The following is an 18594-nucleotide window of genomic DNA, read 5'->3' on the forward strand; positions in this document are numbered from 1 at the left end:
TGAGAGATGAGAAATGAAAATTAAAACTTTAAGTGAGTTTGTTGAAGCATTAGCAAAAGTAGGCGAGTGTGAAAAAGGAAAAACACGATTTTTTCGTGGACATTCTAATATTGATTATAAGTTACAGCCGAGTATTTATAGAAGTAATCATTTAATTGCAAATGAGCATAATATTATTAAAGATGTTCTGACAGAGTGTCATGAATATTTTTCTCCACATGATACACTTTTTGATAAATTAGTGAAAATGCAACATTATGGCTATCCAACACGATTATTAGATATTACTTATAATGCATTGGTTGCTTTATATTTTTCAGTTTCTAAAATAGACGGAACTGATGGAGAAGTTATTGTTTTTGATATTCCTAATGATAAGCTTAAATACCATGATAGTGATACTGTGGCTATTTTATCTGCTATTTCATTACAAGATAAAGATTTTCAATCTGATAACTTATCTATTGAATCACAATATAAAATGGGTAGAGAAAAAGTACTACTGTTAAAAGAGGAGCATGAAATGATAGAGTATTTACAAAAAAATAACAATGATTTATTATTAGAATTCCAACAAATTATTAAAGAAATGCATGAGTTGCCAAAAGATGAACAATTCAATATTAGTAAGGATATTACTGTGAAAGAATATAATTCACAAAAGCATATTATTAAATTATTGAATGATGTCAGAAAAGATAAACCTTCTTTTTTACCAATTATACAAAGAGTAGATTTAAGTCGTGTACTATGTGTTAAGCCTAAAGCAAATAATTCTAGAATTATTCGTCAGCAAGGAGCTTTTTTGATTTTTGGTATCAATGATAAAAAGATTAATCAAGCTGATTTGAATCCAGAGTGGATAGTTTCTCAACAGGAGAAGAAACTGATTATTGATGCTAAATCAAAAGTTAGTATTTTAAATGAATTGAAATCTTTTGGAATTAACCATCAAACTTTATTTCCTGAATTAGATCAACAAGCTGAACATATTATTGCTCGTTATAAGGAAAGTTAAAATAACCTAGATTTCCAAAAAATCAAAACCCAAAGGTTAGATGTTTAATTTATGGCATAGTTTATAAAATACACGCTGAAACAATCAACGTGTATTTTTATTAAAATCTCAATTAAAAACTGAAATAATGCAAACCATCTTTTACTTCATCAAGTGTTGCTTGCGTGATAATTTGACATTTTTGTGTGCCTGTTTTTAATACGTCCATAATATAATCAGGGTCTTTTGCCAATTCTGCACGGCGTTCACGAATTGGGGCAATCAATTCTTGTAAAATGCCTGTCAAACGTTTTTTCACTGTACCATCGCCTAAACCACCACGTTGATAGTGAGCTTTGAGTTCTGCCAATTCATCTTGATTTGGGTCAAATGCATCAAGATAAGTAAACACGACATTGCCTTCCACTTGACCGGGGTCTTCAATGCGTAAATGATTTGGGTCAGTGTACATGGCATTGACTGCTTTTTTAATATCTGCATCGGATGCATCAAGTACAATGGTATTACCTAATGATTTTGACATTTTTGCTTTACCATCAAAACCCGGTAAACGTCCAGTATTTGACAATAACGCTTGGCATTCTGGTAAAATATCACGTCCTGCTTGACGGTTAATTTTACGTACAATTTCGTTGGTTTGTTCAATCATTGGGATTTGGTCATCACCCACAGGTACTACAGTTGCTTTAAATGCAGTAATATCTGCTGCTTGTGATACAGGATAGCATAAAAATCCAGCAGGAATATCACGTTCAAAACCACGTAGTTGAATTTCTGTTTTAATAGTAGGATTGCGTTCTAAACGTGCCAAGCTCACATAATTTAAATAAATCATCGATAATTCATTTAATGCAGGTAAGCAAGATTGTACACAAATGGTGGTTTTAGTTGGGTCAATACCCACTGCTAAATAATCCAAAGCGACATTTAAAATATTATTGCGTACTTTATCAGGATTATCAGCATTATCGGTAAGTGCTTGGGTATCTGCCAATAAAATATGCTGATTATGGCTATCTTGTAACTGTACACGGGTACGCAAAGAACCGACAAAATGTCCTAAATGTAGCTGACCTGTTGGACGGTCGCCTGTTAAAATAATAGGGCGTGTTGTATTCATATCTTGACCTAAAATTAAAATTATAAAATCACTCTATTTTAAAATAGAATAAGCTTAAACAACAGAAAAATTTTAACTATTTGAATGATAAAATACAGTGATTGTATTGCTAAAATCTTAAATTTAGTTGTATTTGATGATTAAATAGACATATAATCATGAAAAATATGGAAAAGTCTAAAAATGCCATAGTTGTTTTACGAGATTTCGGTCATGATATGAAAAATGAAACTGAACACATTGTCATTGTTTTGTCATAAATGTTAAGTATCATTTGAAAAAGTTTTTAACCGAGCAAGGAAATTAATCAATGAAAATGCAAACATTAGCGACTGCCATCGTGCTTAGCTTATCAACAATGGGTGTATATGCAGCACCAACATTAACAGGTGCTTTAGATTTAAGTATCGATTATTTACCACAAAATAATAGTGTAGGTACTGACCGTGATGTAACACGTGTGAATTCTAATAGCTCTTGGATTGGCGTAAAAGGCGAAGAAAAATTAAATGACCGTACTAGCGTCTTGTATACGGCAGAGTGGGGTATTTCGATTGATAGTAAAACAAGTGATCAAACATTTACTAACCGTAATATCTATGCTGGTATCAAAGATAAAAAATTGGGTACTTTGCGTGTCGGTAATCAAGATTCGCCATTAAAATCATTATCAAGCGTTGTGGATTCATTTAATAATCGTATTGAAAATCGATTAGATATTAATGGTATCATGACAGGTGAAAGTCGTGTTGCTAATTCACTTTATTATCAAACACCTGATTTTACAGTAGGTCAAGGTAAATTAAAAGTTGCACTCTTGACTGCAACAGGTGAAGCAAGCGGTGTAGATCGTGTTAGTGGTGCAGTAAAAGTGGCTGGTCGTGGTCTAGGTGATGCACTATCTGGTTCAGTAACTTATACGCATGATAAATTTGTATTAGGTGTAGCTTATGATAAAGCAATTCCAACGACTTTTGCCAATAAAGGTGTTTTAAATGCTGCATCTCGTGAAGTAAGTACGCCAACTGCTTTTGCTGCTGCTAATACTGTACGTTTAGTAGCCCGTGTAAATGCAACAAATGATTTAGCGATTAAAGGTTTGTATCAAACATCAGAAGTTGAAGCAAAAAATGGTAACTCATCATCAGCACAAAATATTGATGATGCTCAAGGTTGGCTATTAGGTGTTGAATATAATATTCCGCAACATAAAGCATTAACAGTAAAAGGTCAATATAGCCACAATATTACTAGCTATAAAACAGCAGGTATGGCTGATTTTGAAGCTCAACAATATGCGGTTGGTGTAGATTATGCAGTAAATAAGCAAGTTAAAGCGTATACTCAAGCAGCTTATCTGACACTTGAGCAAGGTTCTGCGAAAGATACACAAACTGCTGTAGGTGTGGGTGTGGAATATAAATTCTAATTGATACCAATATTCACGATTATTTTAGTCGAAAAAATTGTATCTTGATGAAAATTGAGATACAATTTTTTTATTTATGATATTTGAGCATAGATGATGAGCCAAACTAATTTATCGACTTTACGTCAAGAAATCGATTCTGTTGATGAACAACTACAACAGTTAATTAATAAACGTGCGTCGCTTGCAGAAGCAGTGGCGAAAGTGAAATTATCTGAAGAAGAGAGTGTATTATTTTATCGCCCAGAACGTGAAGCACAAGTTTTACGCAATGTGATGCAACGCAATCAAGGTCCTTTGTCTGATGAAACCATAGCTCGTTTGTTCCGTGAAATTATGTCAGCGTGTTTGGCATTGGAAGCACCACAATCGATTGCATTTTTAGGACCTGAAGGGACATTTACCCAAGCGGCAGCCTATAAACATTTTGGACAAGATGCAATTACTCGCCCATGTAACAGCATAGATGAAGTTTTCCGTGACGTAGAAGCAGGCTCGGCACATTATGGTATCGTTCCTGTAGAAAATTCATCAGAAGGTGTGGTTAATCATACACTAGATTGTTTTAAAACATCACATTTACAAGTCATTGGCGAAGTAGAATTACATATTCATCATCAATTACTCATTTCAGAACATACTCGCAAAGACAGTATTAAACAAATTTATGCACATCAACAAACACTTGCTCAATGCCGTAAATGGCTTGATGTGCATTACCCAGGTGTAGAACTTGTTCCGTTAAATTCAAATGCAGAAGCAGCTCGCCGTATTCGTAATGAATGGCATTCAGCAGCGATTGCCAGTGATGTGGCAGCAAAAATCTATAATTTAGATATTTTACATGCCAATATTGAAGACAATCCTGATAATACCACTCGCTTTTTGGTAATTGGTCGTGAAAAATCAGAACGTAGTGGACAAGATAAAACATCGATTTTAGTGTCAGCTCAAGACCGTTCGGGTGCATTATTGGATATTTTAACGCCATTGGCAAAACACAATATTACCATGACCAGTATTGAAACTCGTCCAGATTTGCCAACCAAATGGGCATATGTGTTCTTTATCGATTTAAAAGGTCATGTTGATGATGAAAATATTCGTTTAGCATTAGATGAAATTCGTCCAATGGTCAAAGAATTGCGTGTGTTAGGTTCGTATCCGATGGCGGTTTTATAATTGTTGAAATATTTAAATTAAGATATTTAAAATATAAGATAATCTCTTGTATTTAAAATATTTATTTTGTAGAGTAGCGATATGAGCGTTAAATGTTATCGCTACTCTTTTTTGATGATTGCAAAATAAGGAACTGATAATGACTATTCAATCTGCCCATCAAGGTATTGAACAACTGAAACCGTATCAAACAGGCAAACCAATTTCTGAATTACAACGTGAATTAGGTTTAACTGAAATTGTAAAACTAGCATCAAATGAAAATCCGCTTGGCTGTTCCGATAAAGTCAAACAAGCTGTAGCCCAAGAAATTAGTGAAATTGGACGTTACCCTGATGGTGGCGGTTATATTTTAAAAGAACAAATTAAACAACAATTTGGGATAGCACACGATTGTATTACGCTTGGTAATGGTTCAAATGATGTATTAGAAATTATCGCACGAACTTTTATTAGCGATAAAGATAGTGTGGTGTATAGTCAATATGCTTTCGCTGTGTATGCTTTGGTAACGCAAGCGTTAAATGCTCAAGCAATTGAAGTACCTGCAAAAAATTTTGGACATGATTTAGATGCAATGGCAAATGCAGTACAAGACAATACCAAAGTCATTTTTATTGCCAATCCAAATAATCCAACGGGTACATGGTTTGAAGAAGCTGAATTTGCACAATTTATGGACAAAATTCCAAGCCGTGTGATTGTGGTGCTTGACGAAGCTTATGTCGAATATTTCCCTGAAAATTTTGATAGTTTACAATTTTTAGCTCAATATCCTAATTTGATTATCACTCGTTCCATGTCAAAATGCTATGGTTTAGCGGCATTGCGTGTGGGTTTTGCCTTTGCATCAGTAGAGATTACTAATTATTTAAACCGTATTCGTCAGCCGTTTAATGTCAATCATTTGGCAATGGTGGCAGGTGTGGTAGCGTTACAAGATCAAGATTTTATTGAACATTCTCGTCAAATCAATAAACTGGGTATGGCTCAATTACAGCAAGGTTTGAGCAAGCTGGGCTTAAATTATGTACCATCTCGTACCAATTTTTTACTGGTCAATGTAGAACGTGATGCCATTGAAGTATTTAATGCTTTATTGCGTGAAGGTGTGATTGTACGGGCTGTTGGCATAGACAATCATATTCGTGTATCGATTGGCACAGCAAAAGAAAATGAGAAGTTTTTAAATGCATTGGCGAAAGTGTTAAATATTGCTTAATCCAATATATAAGGGCGTATTCAGTGAATATGCTCTTATTTTTATATCTATTTATTTTTATTAGAAATAGGGGTACAATAAACTGTTATTCAATGTATGGGAATAAGCATCATGACGACAAAGTATATCAATCCTTATACAGATTTTGGATTTAAGAAAATTTTTGGTGAAGAAGCCAGCAAACCTTTATTGATGGATTTTCTGAATTCAATTTTGCCAGAATATCATCAAATCAAAGAGTTACATTTTAAAAATACAGAACAACTTGGCGTTGCTGATGATGACCGTAAAGCAGTTTATGATATTTATTGTGAAAATGAACTGGGAGAGAAATTTATTGTTGAATTACAAAAAGTAAAGCAACGTTATTTTAAGGAGCGGACTTTATTTTATACGACCTATCCCATTCGTGAACAAGGTGAAAAAGGTGATTGGGATTATAATCTCAAAGCGGTGTATTGTATCGCCATTTTAAATTTTACTTTTGACGATAGAGCCGATGATGCTGATGAAGTGGTACATACCGTTCAGTTAAAAAATCAAAACAATCGTGTATTTTATGATAAATTAACCTTTGTTTATTTGGAAATGCCAAATTTTTGTAAAACAGAACATGAGCTTTCTACACAACTTGATAAATGGTTGTTTTTTATTAAAAATTTAGAAGAATTGCAATCTATTCCACAGATTTTTAATAATGATGTGGTATTTGATCAGGCCTTTAATAAAGCAGAATTAGCGAAATTTAACCGCCGTGATCGAGACCAATATGAGCAAAGTTTAAAAGTGTATCGAGATTTAAAATCTGCACTTTTAACCTCTCGTGAAGATGGTTATGCAGATGGGCATGAGCAAGGTTTACAGCAAGGTCTTGAACAAGGGCTTAAACAAGGGATTGAACAAGGTGAATATCAGGCGAAACTTGCGACAGCTAAAAATTTAAAACGACTTGGAATTGCTGATGAGATGATTGCTGAAGGGACTGGATTATCGATGGATGAAATCACACATCTTTTGGAGAATGAGCCATAATGCAAACCTTATTTAACAAAGTCGCCTTTATCGGTTTAGGTTTAATTGGTTCAAGCCTTGCTCGTATGTTACGAGAAAAGCAACTAACGCAAAGTATTGTTGCGGTGGATATGCAGGCACAAACTATTGCTGATGCGATATTTTTAGGCGTGATTGATGATGGCTCACAAGATTATTCTATCATAGCGGATGCGGATTTAATCATGCTTGCGGTGCCAGTTAAAGCAACCGCTCAAGTATTAAAAAATATCGAACCTTATCTACAAGAAAATACCATCATTAGTGATGTTGGTAGTACCAAAATGAATGTGTTATCATCAGCACAACAGGTGTTTGGCGATACGCTACCCAAAGGTTTTGTGCCTGCTCACCCGATTGCAGGTGCAGAAAATAGTGGTGTTCATGCAGGTAAGGCGGATTTATTCGCCCATCATAAAGTCATCGTTACGCCTTTAGAGAGTAGTTGTCCATCAGCCGTAGAAAAAATCACGGCCATGTGGCAAGCAGGTGGGGCGGAAGTGATTTGTATGACCGTGGAACGACACGACCAAATATTAGCCTATACCAGTCATTTACCACATTTGATGGCATTTAACTTGGTGGAACAATTATCCAATCGTCAAGATAATTTAGAAATATTTCGTTTTGCTGCGGGTGGTTTCCGTGATTTTTCACGCATCGCTGGTAGTGATGCACAAATGTGGCATGATATTTTCTTTGCTAATAAAACCGCATTACTCAATGCCGTATCCGAATTTGAACAGCAACTTGCTCATTTTAAACAGGTTATTCAGCAAGAAGACAGCCAAACTTTGATGGGAATGTTGGGTCATGCACGCTCTGCTCGCCGACATTTTAATCATATGCTCAGTAAAACCCCTTTAATGGAGAAACAATCTATGAATCAACAATTTATCATTCAACCGAACAGCAAACCATTAACAGGGAGATTTACTGTAGCGGGTGATAAATCGATTTCGCATCGTTCGATTATGTTTGGTGCGATTGCTGAAGGTACAACCCACGTTACAGGATTTTTAGAAGGTGAAGATGCATTAGCAACATTGCAGGCATTCCGTGACATGGGCGTAGTCATCGAAGGTCCAAAAAATGGTGAAGTAACTATTCATGGTGTAGGCATGCATGGCTTAAAAGCACCTATTGGTGCATTATATATGGGTAACTCTGGCACCAGTATGCGTTTATTATCAGGAATGCTGTCCGCTCAAAAGTTTGATAGTGTGATGACAGGCGATGCGTCATTATCAAAGCGTCCAATGGAACGAATTGCCAAACCATTGCGTGAAATGGGTGCAAAAATTCAAACGACAGGCGAAAAAGGCACGCCGCCAGTGAGTATTACAGGACAACAGTCATTAAAAGGTATTCATTATGATTTACCGATGGCATCTGCTCAAGTGAAATCAGGGATTTTATTGGCAGGATTATGGGCAGATGGTGAAACATCAGTGATGGAACCAGAACCAACACGAGACCATACGGAGCGTATGTTGCGTGCTTTTGGTTATGATGTCAAAACTGATGGCAATAAAATTAGCCTACAAGGTGGTGGTAAATTAACCGCAACCAATATTCGTGTTCCTGCTGATATTTCAAGTGCAGCGTTTTTTATGGTGGCGGCTGCAATCAGTGAAAATGCAGATATTACCCTTGAAGCGGTGGGTATTAACCCAACTCGTACAGGTGTGATTGAAATTTTAAAACAAATGGGAGCGGATTTAACCCTTGAAAATGAACGCATTGCAGGTGGTGAACCGATTGCGGATATCCGTATTCGTGGGACAAAAACGCTGAAAGGTATTCATATTCCAGAAGAGCAAGTGCCATTGGCAATTGATGAATTTCCAGTCTTATTTGTGGCGGCAGCGTGTGCTGAAGGACAAACTGTTTTAACAGGTGCGGAAGAATTGCGTGTGAAAGAAAGCGACCGTATTCAAGTAATGGCAGATGGTTTACAAGCATTAGGTATTGATTGCACGCCAACTGCTGATGGCATGATTATCAATGGCAAAGGCAAACAAGGCGATTGGTCTGCGATTTTTGGTGGTGGAGAAATTACTTCACATCATGACCATCGTATCGCGATGAGTTTTGCGGTGGCAGGTATTCGTGCCAATGCGGATATTATTATTCATGGCACAGAAACGGTGGCAACCAGTTTCCCAACGTTTACTAATATCGCTCAACAGGCAGGGATTAACTTAACAGTAAAAGAATATTGATTTTACTTTGAATAAAAATCCCCTGAATTGGGGATTTTTGTATTTTATGATTTAATCGTGAATAAGATTGACGAATTGAAGTTTATAAAATACAATCATTCTCATTATATTAATATTGAGGGATAGAGAATGAAATTATTTCGTTTTATCATGAGTGGTTTATTGGCATTATGTCTGGTATTGATGCCAGTAGTGTCATCTGCCAATGCTGGTAGTACGACTGCACCTGCGCTAGCAAAGACTTTACCAACAGGTTTTAAGTTTCCGCCAGTGAGTGAAATCGCCAAACGAATGGTCAGCCGAGCAAATGTAGTGAATTACGCAGTTGAAAGTTTGTTAGGAGCAGTAGATTGGGTTTTAGATTATAAAAACAATCGTATTATTTATAAGCAATCAGAAACTGATGGTAAAAACTGTTCTGCATGGCATGGTGATAAAACCTTTACAGGAGATTTAAAACAAGTAGGTGATGCGTGGTGTCAATCTATTCGAGATTATAATAATCCTGCTGAGAGATTTAAGAAAATATCTCATGTGCAATATTCGGTAGGTTGTAAAGGTGGAGCTGGAGGAGTTATTGTCCATTGTGAATTAGGGGAAGGGAGTGTTTCTTTTAATGATATTGCAGAGCAAATCATAAAAAATGCAAAAGCAGGTCATGCGGAATCGGTAGATTTTGTAGTGGAAGTGGCTAATGAACTTGCTCTTTTATCACAACATGGTAAGGGAAATAAGGCAGACTCTGGTATAGAAAAAGATTATAATGCAGAAACTAATAATGGTAGGACACAAGAGAAATGTGAGTGGTTAAAGGCTAATCAATATAGATATTCTGCTGATAGGGTAAAAGCAACAGCAAAAGCGTGGAAATGTCGTCATAGTCGTCAAAGTAAGGATTAAAAATGATTAGTTGGAATTATACCGAAGTGGAAGGTCTTGCTTGGCGTTATATGGAAACATTAACAGATGAACCACTATTTCAATTACTTTATAGTGATGAGTATGTCGTACGAACACTTGCGAGTATGACAATTCAACTCCGAGCAACAGACTTTTTATTTCATCAGGTTTTGACATTACAAGATGCTAAACCATATTATTTACGAGAAGTATGTGCTTATATTCTTGGTCAAATTAAGGTCGATAACATTGAATATTTAAGACAAATCCCAGAGGTTTTGTTTAAATTATCTCAAGATAAACGTCTTTTGGTTAAAAGTGCTGCGATTTGTGCATTGGGACATTTTTATGGTTTCCATAGAGATAAAGTCCCAGTATCTGATGAGATTTATCAAATGATATTAAGTGCAAGTCAGCATAAATCAGCAGGTATTCGTTCCGCATCAGCCTTTAGTTTATCAAAAATGCCTGATTGTGAAGAAGTCAGAAGTGCGTTACATCGTTTACTCGAAGATGAAGACATTGATGTGCAAGAATGGGCAGAAGTGGCTTTAGAAATTTTGGACTTAGAATAGCAAAAAGTAAGATTGATAAACAGAAATATTTTGTTGTGGATGTTGCAGATGAGTTAAAGAAACAAACTGGCGCTAAACCAATTGCTTCGGCAAATGCTAATACTGATATTGATGTGGTTGATTCTAGTAAACTAAATAATGATGATGAAAGAGCAAGATGTAAACAAGTAAAATCAATGTGTATTGAAAAATGTATGGAGATACTTCCAGACAAAGATATACAAAGTATGAATTTTCAAAAATGTTATTCACAATGTTTAGCTGATTATGAGTGTATGAGTAAATAAGATGAAATTAACGAAAGAACAAGCTATACTTGTTTATGAGCAGTGCCAAATCTCAATTAAATCATTAAATATGAATTTATTGAATATCTATAATAGTATAGATGATGAGTCCATTAAAAATGATATTCGGCTACAATATGCTCATTCAATGGCAAACTTGATAGATGTGTTAGAAAAATATGTTTATTTAGATTATCCTGAATTAAGACCTTACTAGAGTAGGTCAAGATAGAACTTCTACTACTTTAAATGATGGGTGGAAAGTGGATACTTACCTAAAGAGAAGTTCATCATTTGAACGGGTTGTTCATTTTAAAATATCAGTTTTTAAATGCCGATTTTTTACTTCTCTTGAATATATAATCTAAGTGCAACAAGTGAAAAGGCGTTCATAATTACTTGAAAACTTACCAATTGGATTGAGATTGATATAAGCTCATCATCATCCCAAACAAAAACAAGGCACTCCATGAATGCCTTGTTTTATTTATATCCAGTCTTATAAACTATAATACATATCAAACTCAACTGGGTGCGTTGTCGTATTTAAACGGCGAACTTCTTCCGTTTTTAACTCAATATAAGCATCGAGCATTTCTTTGGTAAATACACCACCTTTTAATAAAAATTCGTGGTCATTTTGCAATGCTTCTAATGCCATTTCTAAGCTATGAGCAACTGTTGGTACATTTTGCTCTTCTTCTGGCGGTAAATCATACAAGTTTTTATCCGCTGCTTCACCGGGGTGAATTTTGTTTTGAATACCATCAAGACCTGCCATCAATAAAGCTGCAAAGCCAATGTATGGGTTCATCATTGGGTCAGGGAAACGTACTTCTACACGCTTACCTTTTGGATTAGAGACATAAGGAATACGGATAGAAGCAGAACGGTTACTTGCTGAATATGCCAACATAATTGGAGCTTCATAATGTGGTACTAAACGTTTATATGAGTTAGTTGATGGGTTAGTAATTGCATTTAAAGCACGACCATGCTTAATCACACCACCAATAAAATATAATGCAGTTTCAGATAAACCTGCATATTCATCGCCAGCAAATAAGTTTTTACCATCTTTAGAAATAGAAATATGTACATGCATACCTGAACCATTATCACCTACCATTGGTTTAGGCATAAAGGTTGCAGTTTTAGCATATTGATGAGCAACATTCCATACCACATATTTAAATTGTTGTACTTCATCGGCTTTACGCACCATGGTATTAAATGATACACCAATTTCTAATTGGCATGATGCAACTTCACCATGATGTACTTCTACACGCCCTTCACCAATAATTTCTTCAATGCGATTACACATTTCAGCACGCATGTCTTGTGTTGCATCAATCGGTGGTAGAGCAAAATAAGCCCCTTTTACACCTGGACGATGTCCTGAGTTACCAGCATCATAATCTTTACCTGTAGACCATGCTGCATTTTCTGCGATAATGGTATGACGAGCACCAGACATATCGATATCCCATTTTACTTCGTCAAACACAAAAAATTCAGGCTCAGGTCCGAAAAATGCAGTATCACCAATACCTGTTGCTTTTAAATATTCTTCTGCACGGCGAGCAATCGAACGTGGATCACGCTCATAGCCTAGACCTGTTGCTGGTTCAATGACATCACAGGTTACAACTACGGTCGCTTCTGCAAAAAATGGGTCGATAAATGCGGTTTCAGCATCTGGAAGTAAAATCATATCTGATGCTTCAATGCCTTTCCAACCATCAATTGATGAGCCATCAAACATTTTACCGTCTTCAAAAGTATCTTCATCGATACTATGAGCAGGGAAGGTAACGTGTTTTTCTTTACCTTTAGTATCGGTAAAGCGGAAATCAACCCATTTTGCTCCGCTTTCTTCGATAAGAGCAAGAACTTTATTTGACATTATTAAAACTCCAAAAATGTCTGTTGCATTAGCGACTGCTCAATGCGAAATTATTAAAATAACGATTCTAACCTAAGTCATGATGATGCTAATTTTTGATTTAATGTCAAAAAATAAAATTTAGCTCAAATGTTCATACATAGATTATATTAATAAACAATCACTTAATTGTTTTGAACATGAAGAAATCTACTTTAAGTTAAGCCTTAGGTTAATTACATAAAAGATAACACAGATTGTAGCATATTTAATAGATTTTTGGCTGTTAAATGCACTATTTTAAAACAATTAATATCATGGATAAAACCTATTAAAAGATGATATTTTGTATAAATAATAAGCAAATGATAAATTTGATAAGTTTTGTCATCATTCTGTCATAAAACTATCGCATAATAATACTTATAAACCACACAATAGTGAGTACCCAATTATGTTAGTTCCTGTATTACTAGTTTTAGCTTTTGCGATTTTTATTGCTGCGACTTGGTTCTACGGCAAATCTTAATCCGCAATATTCGCTAAGACTTATCAATAAAAATAAAAGACATCGTGATGATGTCTTTTATTTTATACTCAATTTATTGGAAAACAACGGTTTTATTGCCATCAACAATAATACGGTCTTCTAAGTGCCATTTTACTGCACGAGCCAAAACGTTACGTTCTACATCTTCACCTAATTCACGCAATTCTTCTACAGTAAAATTATGGCTAACACGCTCTACATCTTGCTCAATAATAGGACCTTGATCAAGCTCTGCTGTTACATAATGAGCGGTTGCACCAATTAATTTTACACCTTTATCATAAGCTTGTTGATAAGGATTTGCACCGACAAAAGCAGGTAAGAATGAATGGTGAATATTAATAATTTTGGTATCCCATTGATCAACAAATTCTTCATTTAAAATTTGCATATAGCGAGCTAATACTAATAAATCATTATCTTTTAATAATTCATTCATTTGGCGATAGGCTTCCACTTTATTGTCTTTATTTACAGGAATAACGGTAAATGGAATGCCAAAATTCTCAACAGATTCACGTAAATCAGGGTGGTTAGACACGACATGAGTAATTTCACATGGTAATGAACCACGAGCATGACGCCATAATAATTCAAGTAATGCGTGATCAACTTTAGAAACTAAAATCCCCACTTTTTTCACATCGCCAACAAAAGCAAAACGCCATTGCATATCATAACGTTCTGCGACATTGGTAGCGAAAGTTTGTTGTAATGTTTCTTTTCGCGAGCTTAATTGGTCTAATTCAAATTCTACACGCATAAAATAACGTCCGCCTGTTGGTGCGGTAGCATATTGGTCAAGAGCGGTAATATTTGCCCCTTGATGATATAAAAAACTTGAAACAGCTTGTACGATACCTGATTTATCATCGCAAGTAATCAGTAAGCGTGCAGTATTATTGGTGCATTTGTTCATCTTGTAATCTTCTATAGAAAATAAGTTTGCTATATTTTACGCAGTTTAGTGTGAAATACAAGTAATAGACATATTAAATTACAACAGGTGATGATTAGAATATATCAACGTCTTGTAATAATTTTAAAATTTTGGCATAACTTTCTCGGCTTGCACTTGTTAAATAAGGCATTTCTAAAAAAGCAATTTGTCTAAGTGCTTGCCATTTCCAATGTTGATCATTGGCTTGCTCACCGTGTCCTGTAATTAGTAAGAAATTTCCCCAATTGGTTAATACAATCCACAGGTTAATAATCAATGCTTCTAATTCTTGCTCATTCATTGCCATTAGTTGAGCATTAATAAAGGCTTGATAAATTAAGCGACTTTGTTGCATTACTTGTTGAGAAAATTGACGGTATAATGATTTAAATTCTTCATTTTCAATGAGATGGTAAATATCACGATGTAAAAAACGATAATCCCAAATCTGTTTACTGAGTAAGTCAAAATATTTAACTTTATCTTCTGCAACCAGTTCACGATCACTAGGTACAGTTAAATAAGCTAAGGTATTTTGTTGATATTGTAATAATAATTGTTTAATAATTTCATCTTTATTGGTAAAATGATAATATAAATTACCTGGACTAATGTCTAAGGCATTGCAAATATGATTAGTACTGATACTACGTTCACCATGTTCATTGAATAGTTGTAAACTAACATCTAAAATGCGTTGTTTGGTACGCTGAGCTTTTTTCATAATTCTAAACTACAAAATAGAATAAATACTCTAAAATTGTAGCAAAATTGATGGTCAAAAAACAAGTCTTTTATGAAAAATAAAAATAAGTATAAAAAATAAACATACTTAAAAACAAATAGTCATCATCGCTAGAAAAAATCAAGATTATTCTGTATAATTTATGCAAAATTGACAGTGTCCAATATTTTAACCCAAATTGGACAATAAATACTCTATATGATAGTGCATGATACAAAAAAACTTGCATTTTGTATGTTTTTTTGCTATAAATATACGCTTAAATATAGTTCATAGTTTCTTAAAGATGTTCTCTGTCTAGGTACAGTTGAAATCAATGGAGTTCTACCATGTCTAAGGTTTGCCAAGTTACCGGCAAGCGTCCGATCGTAGGTAATAACGTTTCGCACGCCAACAACAAAACTAAACGCCGGTTCGAGCCGAACCTGCACTACCATCGTTTTTGGTTAGAAAGCGAAAAACGCTTTGTGCGTATTCGTGTATCTACTAAAGGTATGCGTATCATCGATAAATTGGGTATTGAAGCAGTTGTTGCTGATCTTCGTGCTCAAGGTCAAAAGATTTAAGGAGTCATCGCCATGCGTGATAAAATCCGTTTAGTGTCAAGTGCAGGTACAGGTTATTTCTATACCACGACTAAAAACAAGCGTACAATGCCGGAAAAAATGGAAATCAAAAAATTTGATCCAAAAATCCGTCAGCACGTTATTTTTAAAGAAGCTAAAATTAAATAAGATTTTAGCATCTTTACAAAGAGAGATAGCAGTCATGTTATCTCTTTTTTATTACTTATAAGATGATAGGAATAATATATCATCATAAAATGAGAGAAATATCACAAAACCATAGACAAATAATAGGATGGATTGTACAATGCGTGTATTCAATATTTTTAGGGTCTCATAATGTCGATTGATATTGCATTAATTTCCAGTATGCAGCAGATAGAAAAAACTATTATCTTGATGAAATCGGTATGTTTTCATCATGAAAATGTTAAATTTCATATTATTCATGCAGATATTACGGCAGAATGGTTTGTTAAGCTGAATACTTATTTATATGAATTAAATTGTGAAGTTATTTCTATTGAAGTAAATTCACAAATTTTTATGCAATATGAGCCTTTACATGAAAATATGAATTATTATGCTTATTTAAAGCTATCTATACCACAATTGGTTAAGGCTGAACGTGTATTATTTTTAAATAATCAGTGTATTGTTAATGCTTCTTTAAAATCTTTATGGAAATTAGATTTAACAGATTACGCTTTAGCGGCTACTCCTGATTTATTTTTAGACCATTTAAGTGTAACACATCACCGTTTCCCAGATTTAAAACCCTATTTTAATGCAGGTATGATTTTATTTAATGTGGATTTATGTAATAAAAGTCCATTTTATTGGCAAATGTATCGTGCTTTAAGGGAACAAAAACAACTTACTTTTGCTGAACAAGACATATTGAACTTAGTTTGTGTAGAGCGTTGGTATCCTTTGTCGAAATTATATAATTTCCAAGCGGGTATTAAATATATTTTTGAACAACATCAAGCACCACAATTTGTTGATGAAGCATTAGATGTAGAAGGGCATACACCTTATATTATTCAATATAATGAACTTGAGCCATTTAATGAACAGGGAATTGAAGTACCTTATGAAGAGTTATACATTTTCTATGAAGATTTGGAGTGGGAGGAAATTAAGAAAAAACGTACATGGAAATCAGGTGATGTAGTATAAAATAAAAAGCGTGATTTGTGTAAATCACACTTTTTATAAGTAAGGAGAATAAATTTATGAATGTGATTGATTTTGCCATATTTGGCGTGAGCATAGCCATAATAAACTAATGCCGATTAAACTAGAAAACATCATCATCATTGGCATAATCATTAGGCTATTATTATGTAATTGTGTTGTTAAATAGCCGACACTAGCGGCAATTAATGCTTGTGCAGAAAGAAGTACACCATTGGCACTGCCACCTTCTGTTTTAAAGAATTGCATAAAACAAGCCTGTGTATTAGCACCAACAAAACCTTGTGTACCAACAGATAAGCAAACTAAACTGATAAATAGCCATAAAGGTGGAGTATTATCAATTAAAACGATTAAAAATAGGCTGATATTTAAAATAGATTGAAATATCACACCATAGCGTAAAATTTTATGTGGGGCGATACCTTGTTTTAGTTTCCATGCGGTAATGCGATTAAATATCATCATAGCGAGAAGATTACAAGCAAAGACTGATGCATAGTGAAATTCACTAAGTTGGAAATATTGCATATAAACAAAAGGTGATTCTGTAAGAAAGCAGAACATTGCAGCAAAACTAAAAGATTGTGCAAATAAAAAGCCTAATGCAGGACGTGTGGTTAATACACGTTGGTAGCGTTGTAATATTTGATGGCTAAGTATAGACCATGATGGTGCATCTGATATAATGACTTTTTGTGGTAAAAATTTAAGTTGTATGATGAAAATAAGACATGAATAAATGGTTAAAAAGGCAAAAATTGCTTGCCAATTAAATAAATAATGTAAAGTTGAGCCAATTGTTGGTGCAAGTAATGGTGCCATCATCATAATTAAGCCAATTAAAGCAAAAATTTGAGCGGCTTGCTGACCATCATAATAATCTCTGACAATTGCCCCACCCATTGCTGCAATCATACCTGCACCAATTGCTTGTATAAAGCGTATGAAAAGTAATTGTTGAATGCTATCAATAAACATTAAAAGTAGTGAACTAAGAGCAAAAATAATTAGTCCACAGAGTACGATAGGTTTACGTCCTTTAATATCGGAAATGGTTCCACCGATGATTAAACCAAAGGCTTGTCCGATTAAAAACATACTAAGATTTTGTTGAATATCAGCACTACTGACTTTGAGTGCTTCAGCCATGGAAGGTACTGCTGGTAGATAAACATCAATGGCAAAAGGCATAATTGCAGATAAACTAGCCAAGAGCCATGCTATTTGACGATTGGATAAATTGGGTTGAGACATTAATAGATATTATATAAGTAATATATTAGATAGTAATAAATACTTTAAGTAAATGGTGGGTCGTCCGCGACTCGAACGCGGGACCAACGGATTAAAAGTCCGCTGCTCTACCAACTGAGCTAACGACCCATTTTGGAGATTTAATTTTCATTAAATATAATTAAGAAGATATTATCACATTAATATGGTGGGTCGTCCGCGACTCGAACGCGGGACCAACGGATTAAAAGTCCGCTGCTCTACCAACTGAGCTAACGACCCATTCTCTGTGATGGAGCGTATTATAGCAGAGTTTCGCTAAAGTGCAATAGGAAATTATAAAAAATATTTTAATTGATTGAAAAGAATACGATTTTGGCAATTAATGCTGATTTAATAAGCATTTTTATCCAATAAGAGACATATAGAACAATAAAATGATATAGATAAATGTTCTATAT

General features: G+C 34.6%; 18 protein-coding genes and 2 tRNA genes. 13 read left to right on the plus strand and 7 right to left on the minus strand.

What is annotated here, in order from left to right; translation table 11 throughout:
* The first annotated feature begins 13 nt into the window (after window positions 1-13).
* Window positions 14-1018, plus strand: a complete 1005-nt coding sequence (locus LU301_RS02340) for an FRG domain-containing protein (protein ID WP_305272160.1) — start codon at window positions 14-16, stop codon at window positions 1016-1018.
* Window positions 1019-1130: 112 nt separating this feature from the next.
* On the opposite strand, the gene trpS is transcribed toward LU301_RS02340, so the two are convergent.
* Window positions 1131-2138, minus strand: coding sequence for a tryptophan--tRNA ligase (gene trpS / locus LU301_RS02345; RefSeq protein ID WP_305272162.1), 1008 nt, complete (start codon window positions 2136-2138; stop codon window positions 1131-1133).
* A gap of 310 nt (window positions 2139-2448) precedes the next feature.
* On the opposite strand from trpS, the gene LU301_RS02350 reads away from it, so the two are divergent.
* The 9 genes from LU301_RS02350 to LU301_RS02390 all read left to right on the plus strand — a co-directional run bounded on the left by LU301_RS02350 (window position 2449) and on the right by LU301_RS02390 (window position 11225).
* On the plus strand, window positions 2449-3567 hold the full coding sequence (locus LU301_RS02350; RefSeq protein ID WP_305272164.1) for a porin: 1119 nt from the start codon (window positions 2449-2451) through the stop codon (window positions 3565-3567).
* A gap of 93 nt (window positions 3568-3660) precedes the next feature.
* Window positions 3661-4749 carry a prephenate dehydratase gene (gene pheA, locus LU301_RS02355; protein WP_305272166.1) on the plus strand — a complete coding sequence of 363 codons (1089 nt, stop codon included), beginning with the start codon at window positions 3661-3663 and terminating at the stop codon, window positions 4747-4749.
* Between the two features lie 139 nt (window positions 4750-4888).
* Window positions 4889-5971: a histidinol-phosphate transaminase gene (gene hisC, locus LU301_RS02360; RefSeq protein WP_305272168.1), complete on the plus strand. Its 1083-nt coding sequence runs from the start codon at window positions 4889-4891 to the stop codon at window positions 5969-5971.
* Window positions 5972-6079: 108 nt separating this feature from the next.
* A complete protein-coding gene (locus LU301_RS02365) occupies window positions 6080-7003 on the plus strand; it encodes an Rpn family recombination-promoting nuclease/putative transposase (RefSeq protein ID WP_432525803.1) in 924 nt (307 codons plus the stop codon).
* Entirely contained in the window at window positions 7000-9246 is a 2247-nt protein-coding gene (locus LU301_RS02370; protein WP_305273921.1) for a bifunctional prephenate dehydrogenase/3-phosphoshikimate 1-carboxyvinyltransferase, read from the plus strand. Before LU301_RS02365 ends, LU301_RS02370 begins: the two co-directional genes overlap by 4 nt.
* 129 nt (window positions 9247-9375) lie before the next feature.
* Entirely contained in the window at window positions 9376-10146 is a 771-nt protein-coding gene (locus LU301_RS02375; protein ID WP_305272172.1) for a polymorphic toxin type 34 domain-containing protein, read from the plus strand.
* 2 nt (window positions 10147-10148) lie between these two features.
* On the plus strand, window positions 10149-10721 hold the full coding sequence (locus LU301_RS02380; RefSeq protein ID WP_305272174.1) for a hypothetical protein: 573 nt from the start codon (window positions 10149-10151) through the stop codon (window positions 10719-10721).
* On the plus strand, window positions 10682-11008 hold the full coding sequence (locus LU301_RS02385) for a hypothetical protein (protein ID WP_305272176.1): 327 nt from the start codon (window positions 10682-10684) through the stop codon (window positions 11006-11008). Before LU301_RS02380 ends, LU301_RS02385 begins: the two co-directional genes overlap by 40 nt.
* Before the next feature lies 1 nt (window position 11009).
* Window positions 11010-11225, plus strand: coding sequence for a hypothetical protein (locus tag LU301_RS02390; protein ID WP_305272178.1), 216 nt, complete (start codon window positions 11010-11012; stop codon window positions 11223-11225).
* Between the two features lie 282 nt (window positions 11226-11507).
* Here LU301_RS02390 and glnA read toward each other — a convergent pair whose 3' ends face one another.
* From glnA to LU301_RS02405, 3 genes are all read right to left on the minus strand, one after another.
* Window positions 11508-12917, minus strand: a complete 1410-nt coding sequence (glnA, locus tag LU301_RS02395) for a type I glutamate--ammonia ligase (RefSeq protein WP_305272180.1) — start codon at window positions 12915-12917, stop codon at window positions 11508-11510.
* A 581-nt stretch (window positions 12918-13498) separates the two neighbouring features.
* Entirely contained in the window at window positions 13499-14365 is an 867-nt protein-coding gene (gene purU / locus LU301_RS02400; RefSeq protein ID WP_305272182.1) for a formyltetrahydrofolate deformylase, read from the minus strand.
* 94 nt (window positions 14366-14459) lie between these two features.
* A complete protein-coding gene (locus LU301_RS02405) occupies window positions 14460-15110 on the minus strand; it encodes a TetR/AcrR family transcriptional regulator (protein ID WP_305272184.1) in 651 nt (216 codons plus the stop codon).
* A 350-nt stretch (window positions 15111-15460) separates the two neighbouring features.
* On the opposite strand from LU301_RS02405, the gene rpmB reads away from it, so the two are divergent.
* The 3 genes from rpmB to LU301_RS02420 all read left to right on the plus strand — a co-directional run bounded on the left by rpmB (window position 15461) and on the right by LU301_RS02420 (window position 16879).
* Entirely contained in the window at window positions 15461-15697 is a 237-nt protein-coding gene (gene rpmB / locus LU301_RS02410) for a 50S ribosomal protein L28 (RefSeq protein WP_305272186.1), read from the plus strand.
* A gap of 12 nt (window positions 15698-15709) precedes the next feature.
* Window positions 15710-15865, plus strand: a complete 156-nt coding sequence (gene rpmG / locus LU301_RS02415; protein WP_001205031.1) for a 50S ribosomal protein L33 — start codon at window positions 15710-15712, stop codon at window positions 15863-15865.
* A gap of 171 nt (window positions 15866-16036) precedes the next feature.
* Entirely contained in the window at window positions 16037-16879 is an 843-nt protein-coding gene (locus LU301_RS02420) for a glycosyltransferase family 8 protein (RefSeq protein WP_305272190.1), read from the plus strand.
* A gap of 54 nt (window positions 16880-16933) precedes the next feature.
* Here the strand turns inward: LU301_RS02420 and LU301_RS02425 are convergent, their stop codons facing one another.
* From LU301_RS02425 to LU301_RS02435, 3 genes are all read right to left on the minus strand, one after another.
* Window positions 16934-18154: a multidrug effflux MFS transporter gene (locus tag LU301_RS02425; RefSeq protein ID WP_305272192.1), complete on the minus strand. Its 1221-nt coding sequence runs from the start codon at window positions 18152-18154 to the stop codon at window positions 16934-16936.
* A gap of 53 nt (window positions 18155-18207) precedes the next feature.
* Window positions 18208-18283, minus strand: a tRNA-Lys gene (locus LU301_RS02430).
* Between the two features lie 56 nt (window positions 18284-18339).
* Window positions 18340-18415: transfer RNA gene (locus tag LU301_RS02435), tRNA-Lys, on the minus strand.
* Window positions 18416-18594 lie beyond the last annotated feature (179 nt).

Origin of the sequence: Moraxella sp. ZY210820, assembly GCF_030674635.1 — a bacterium.
In the GTDB taxonomy this organism is placed as follows: Bacteria; Pseudomonadota; Gammaproteobacteria; order Pseudomonadales; family Moraxellaceae; genus Acinetobacter.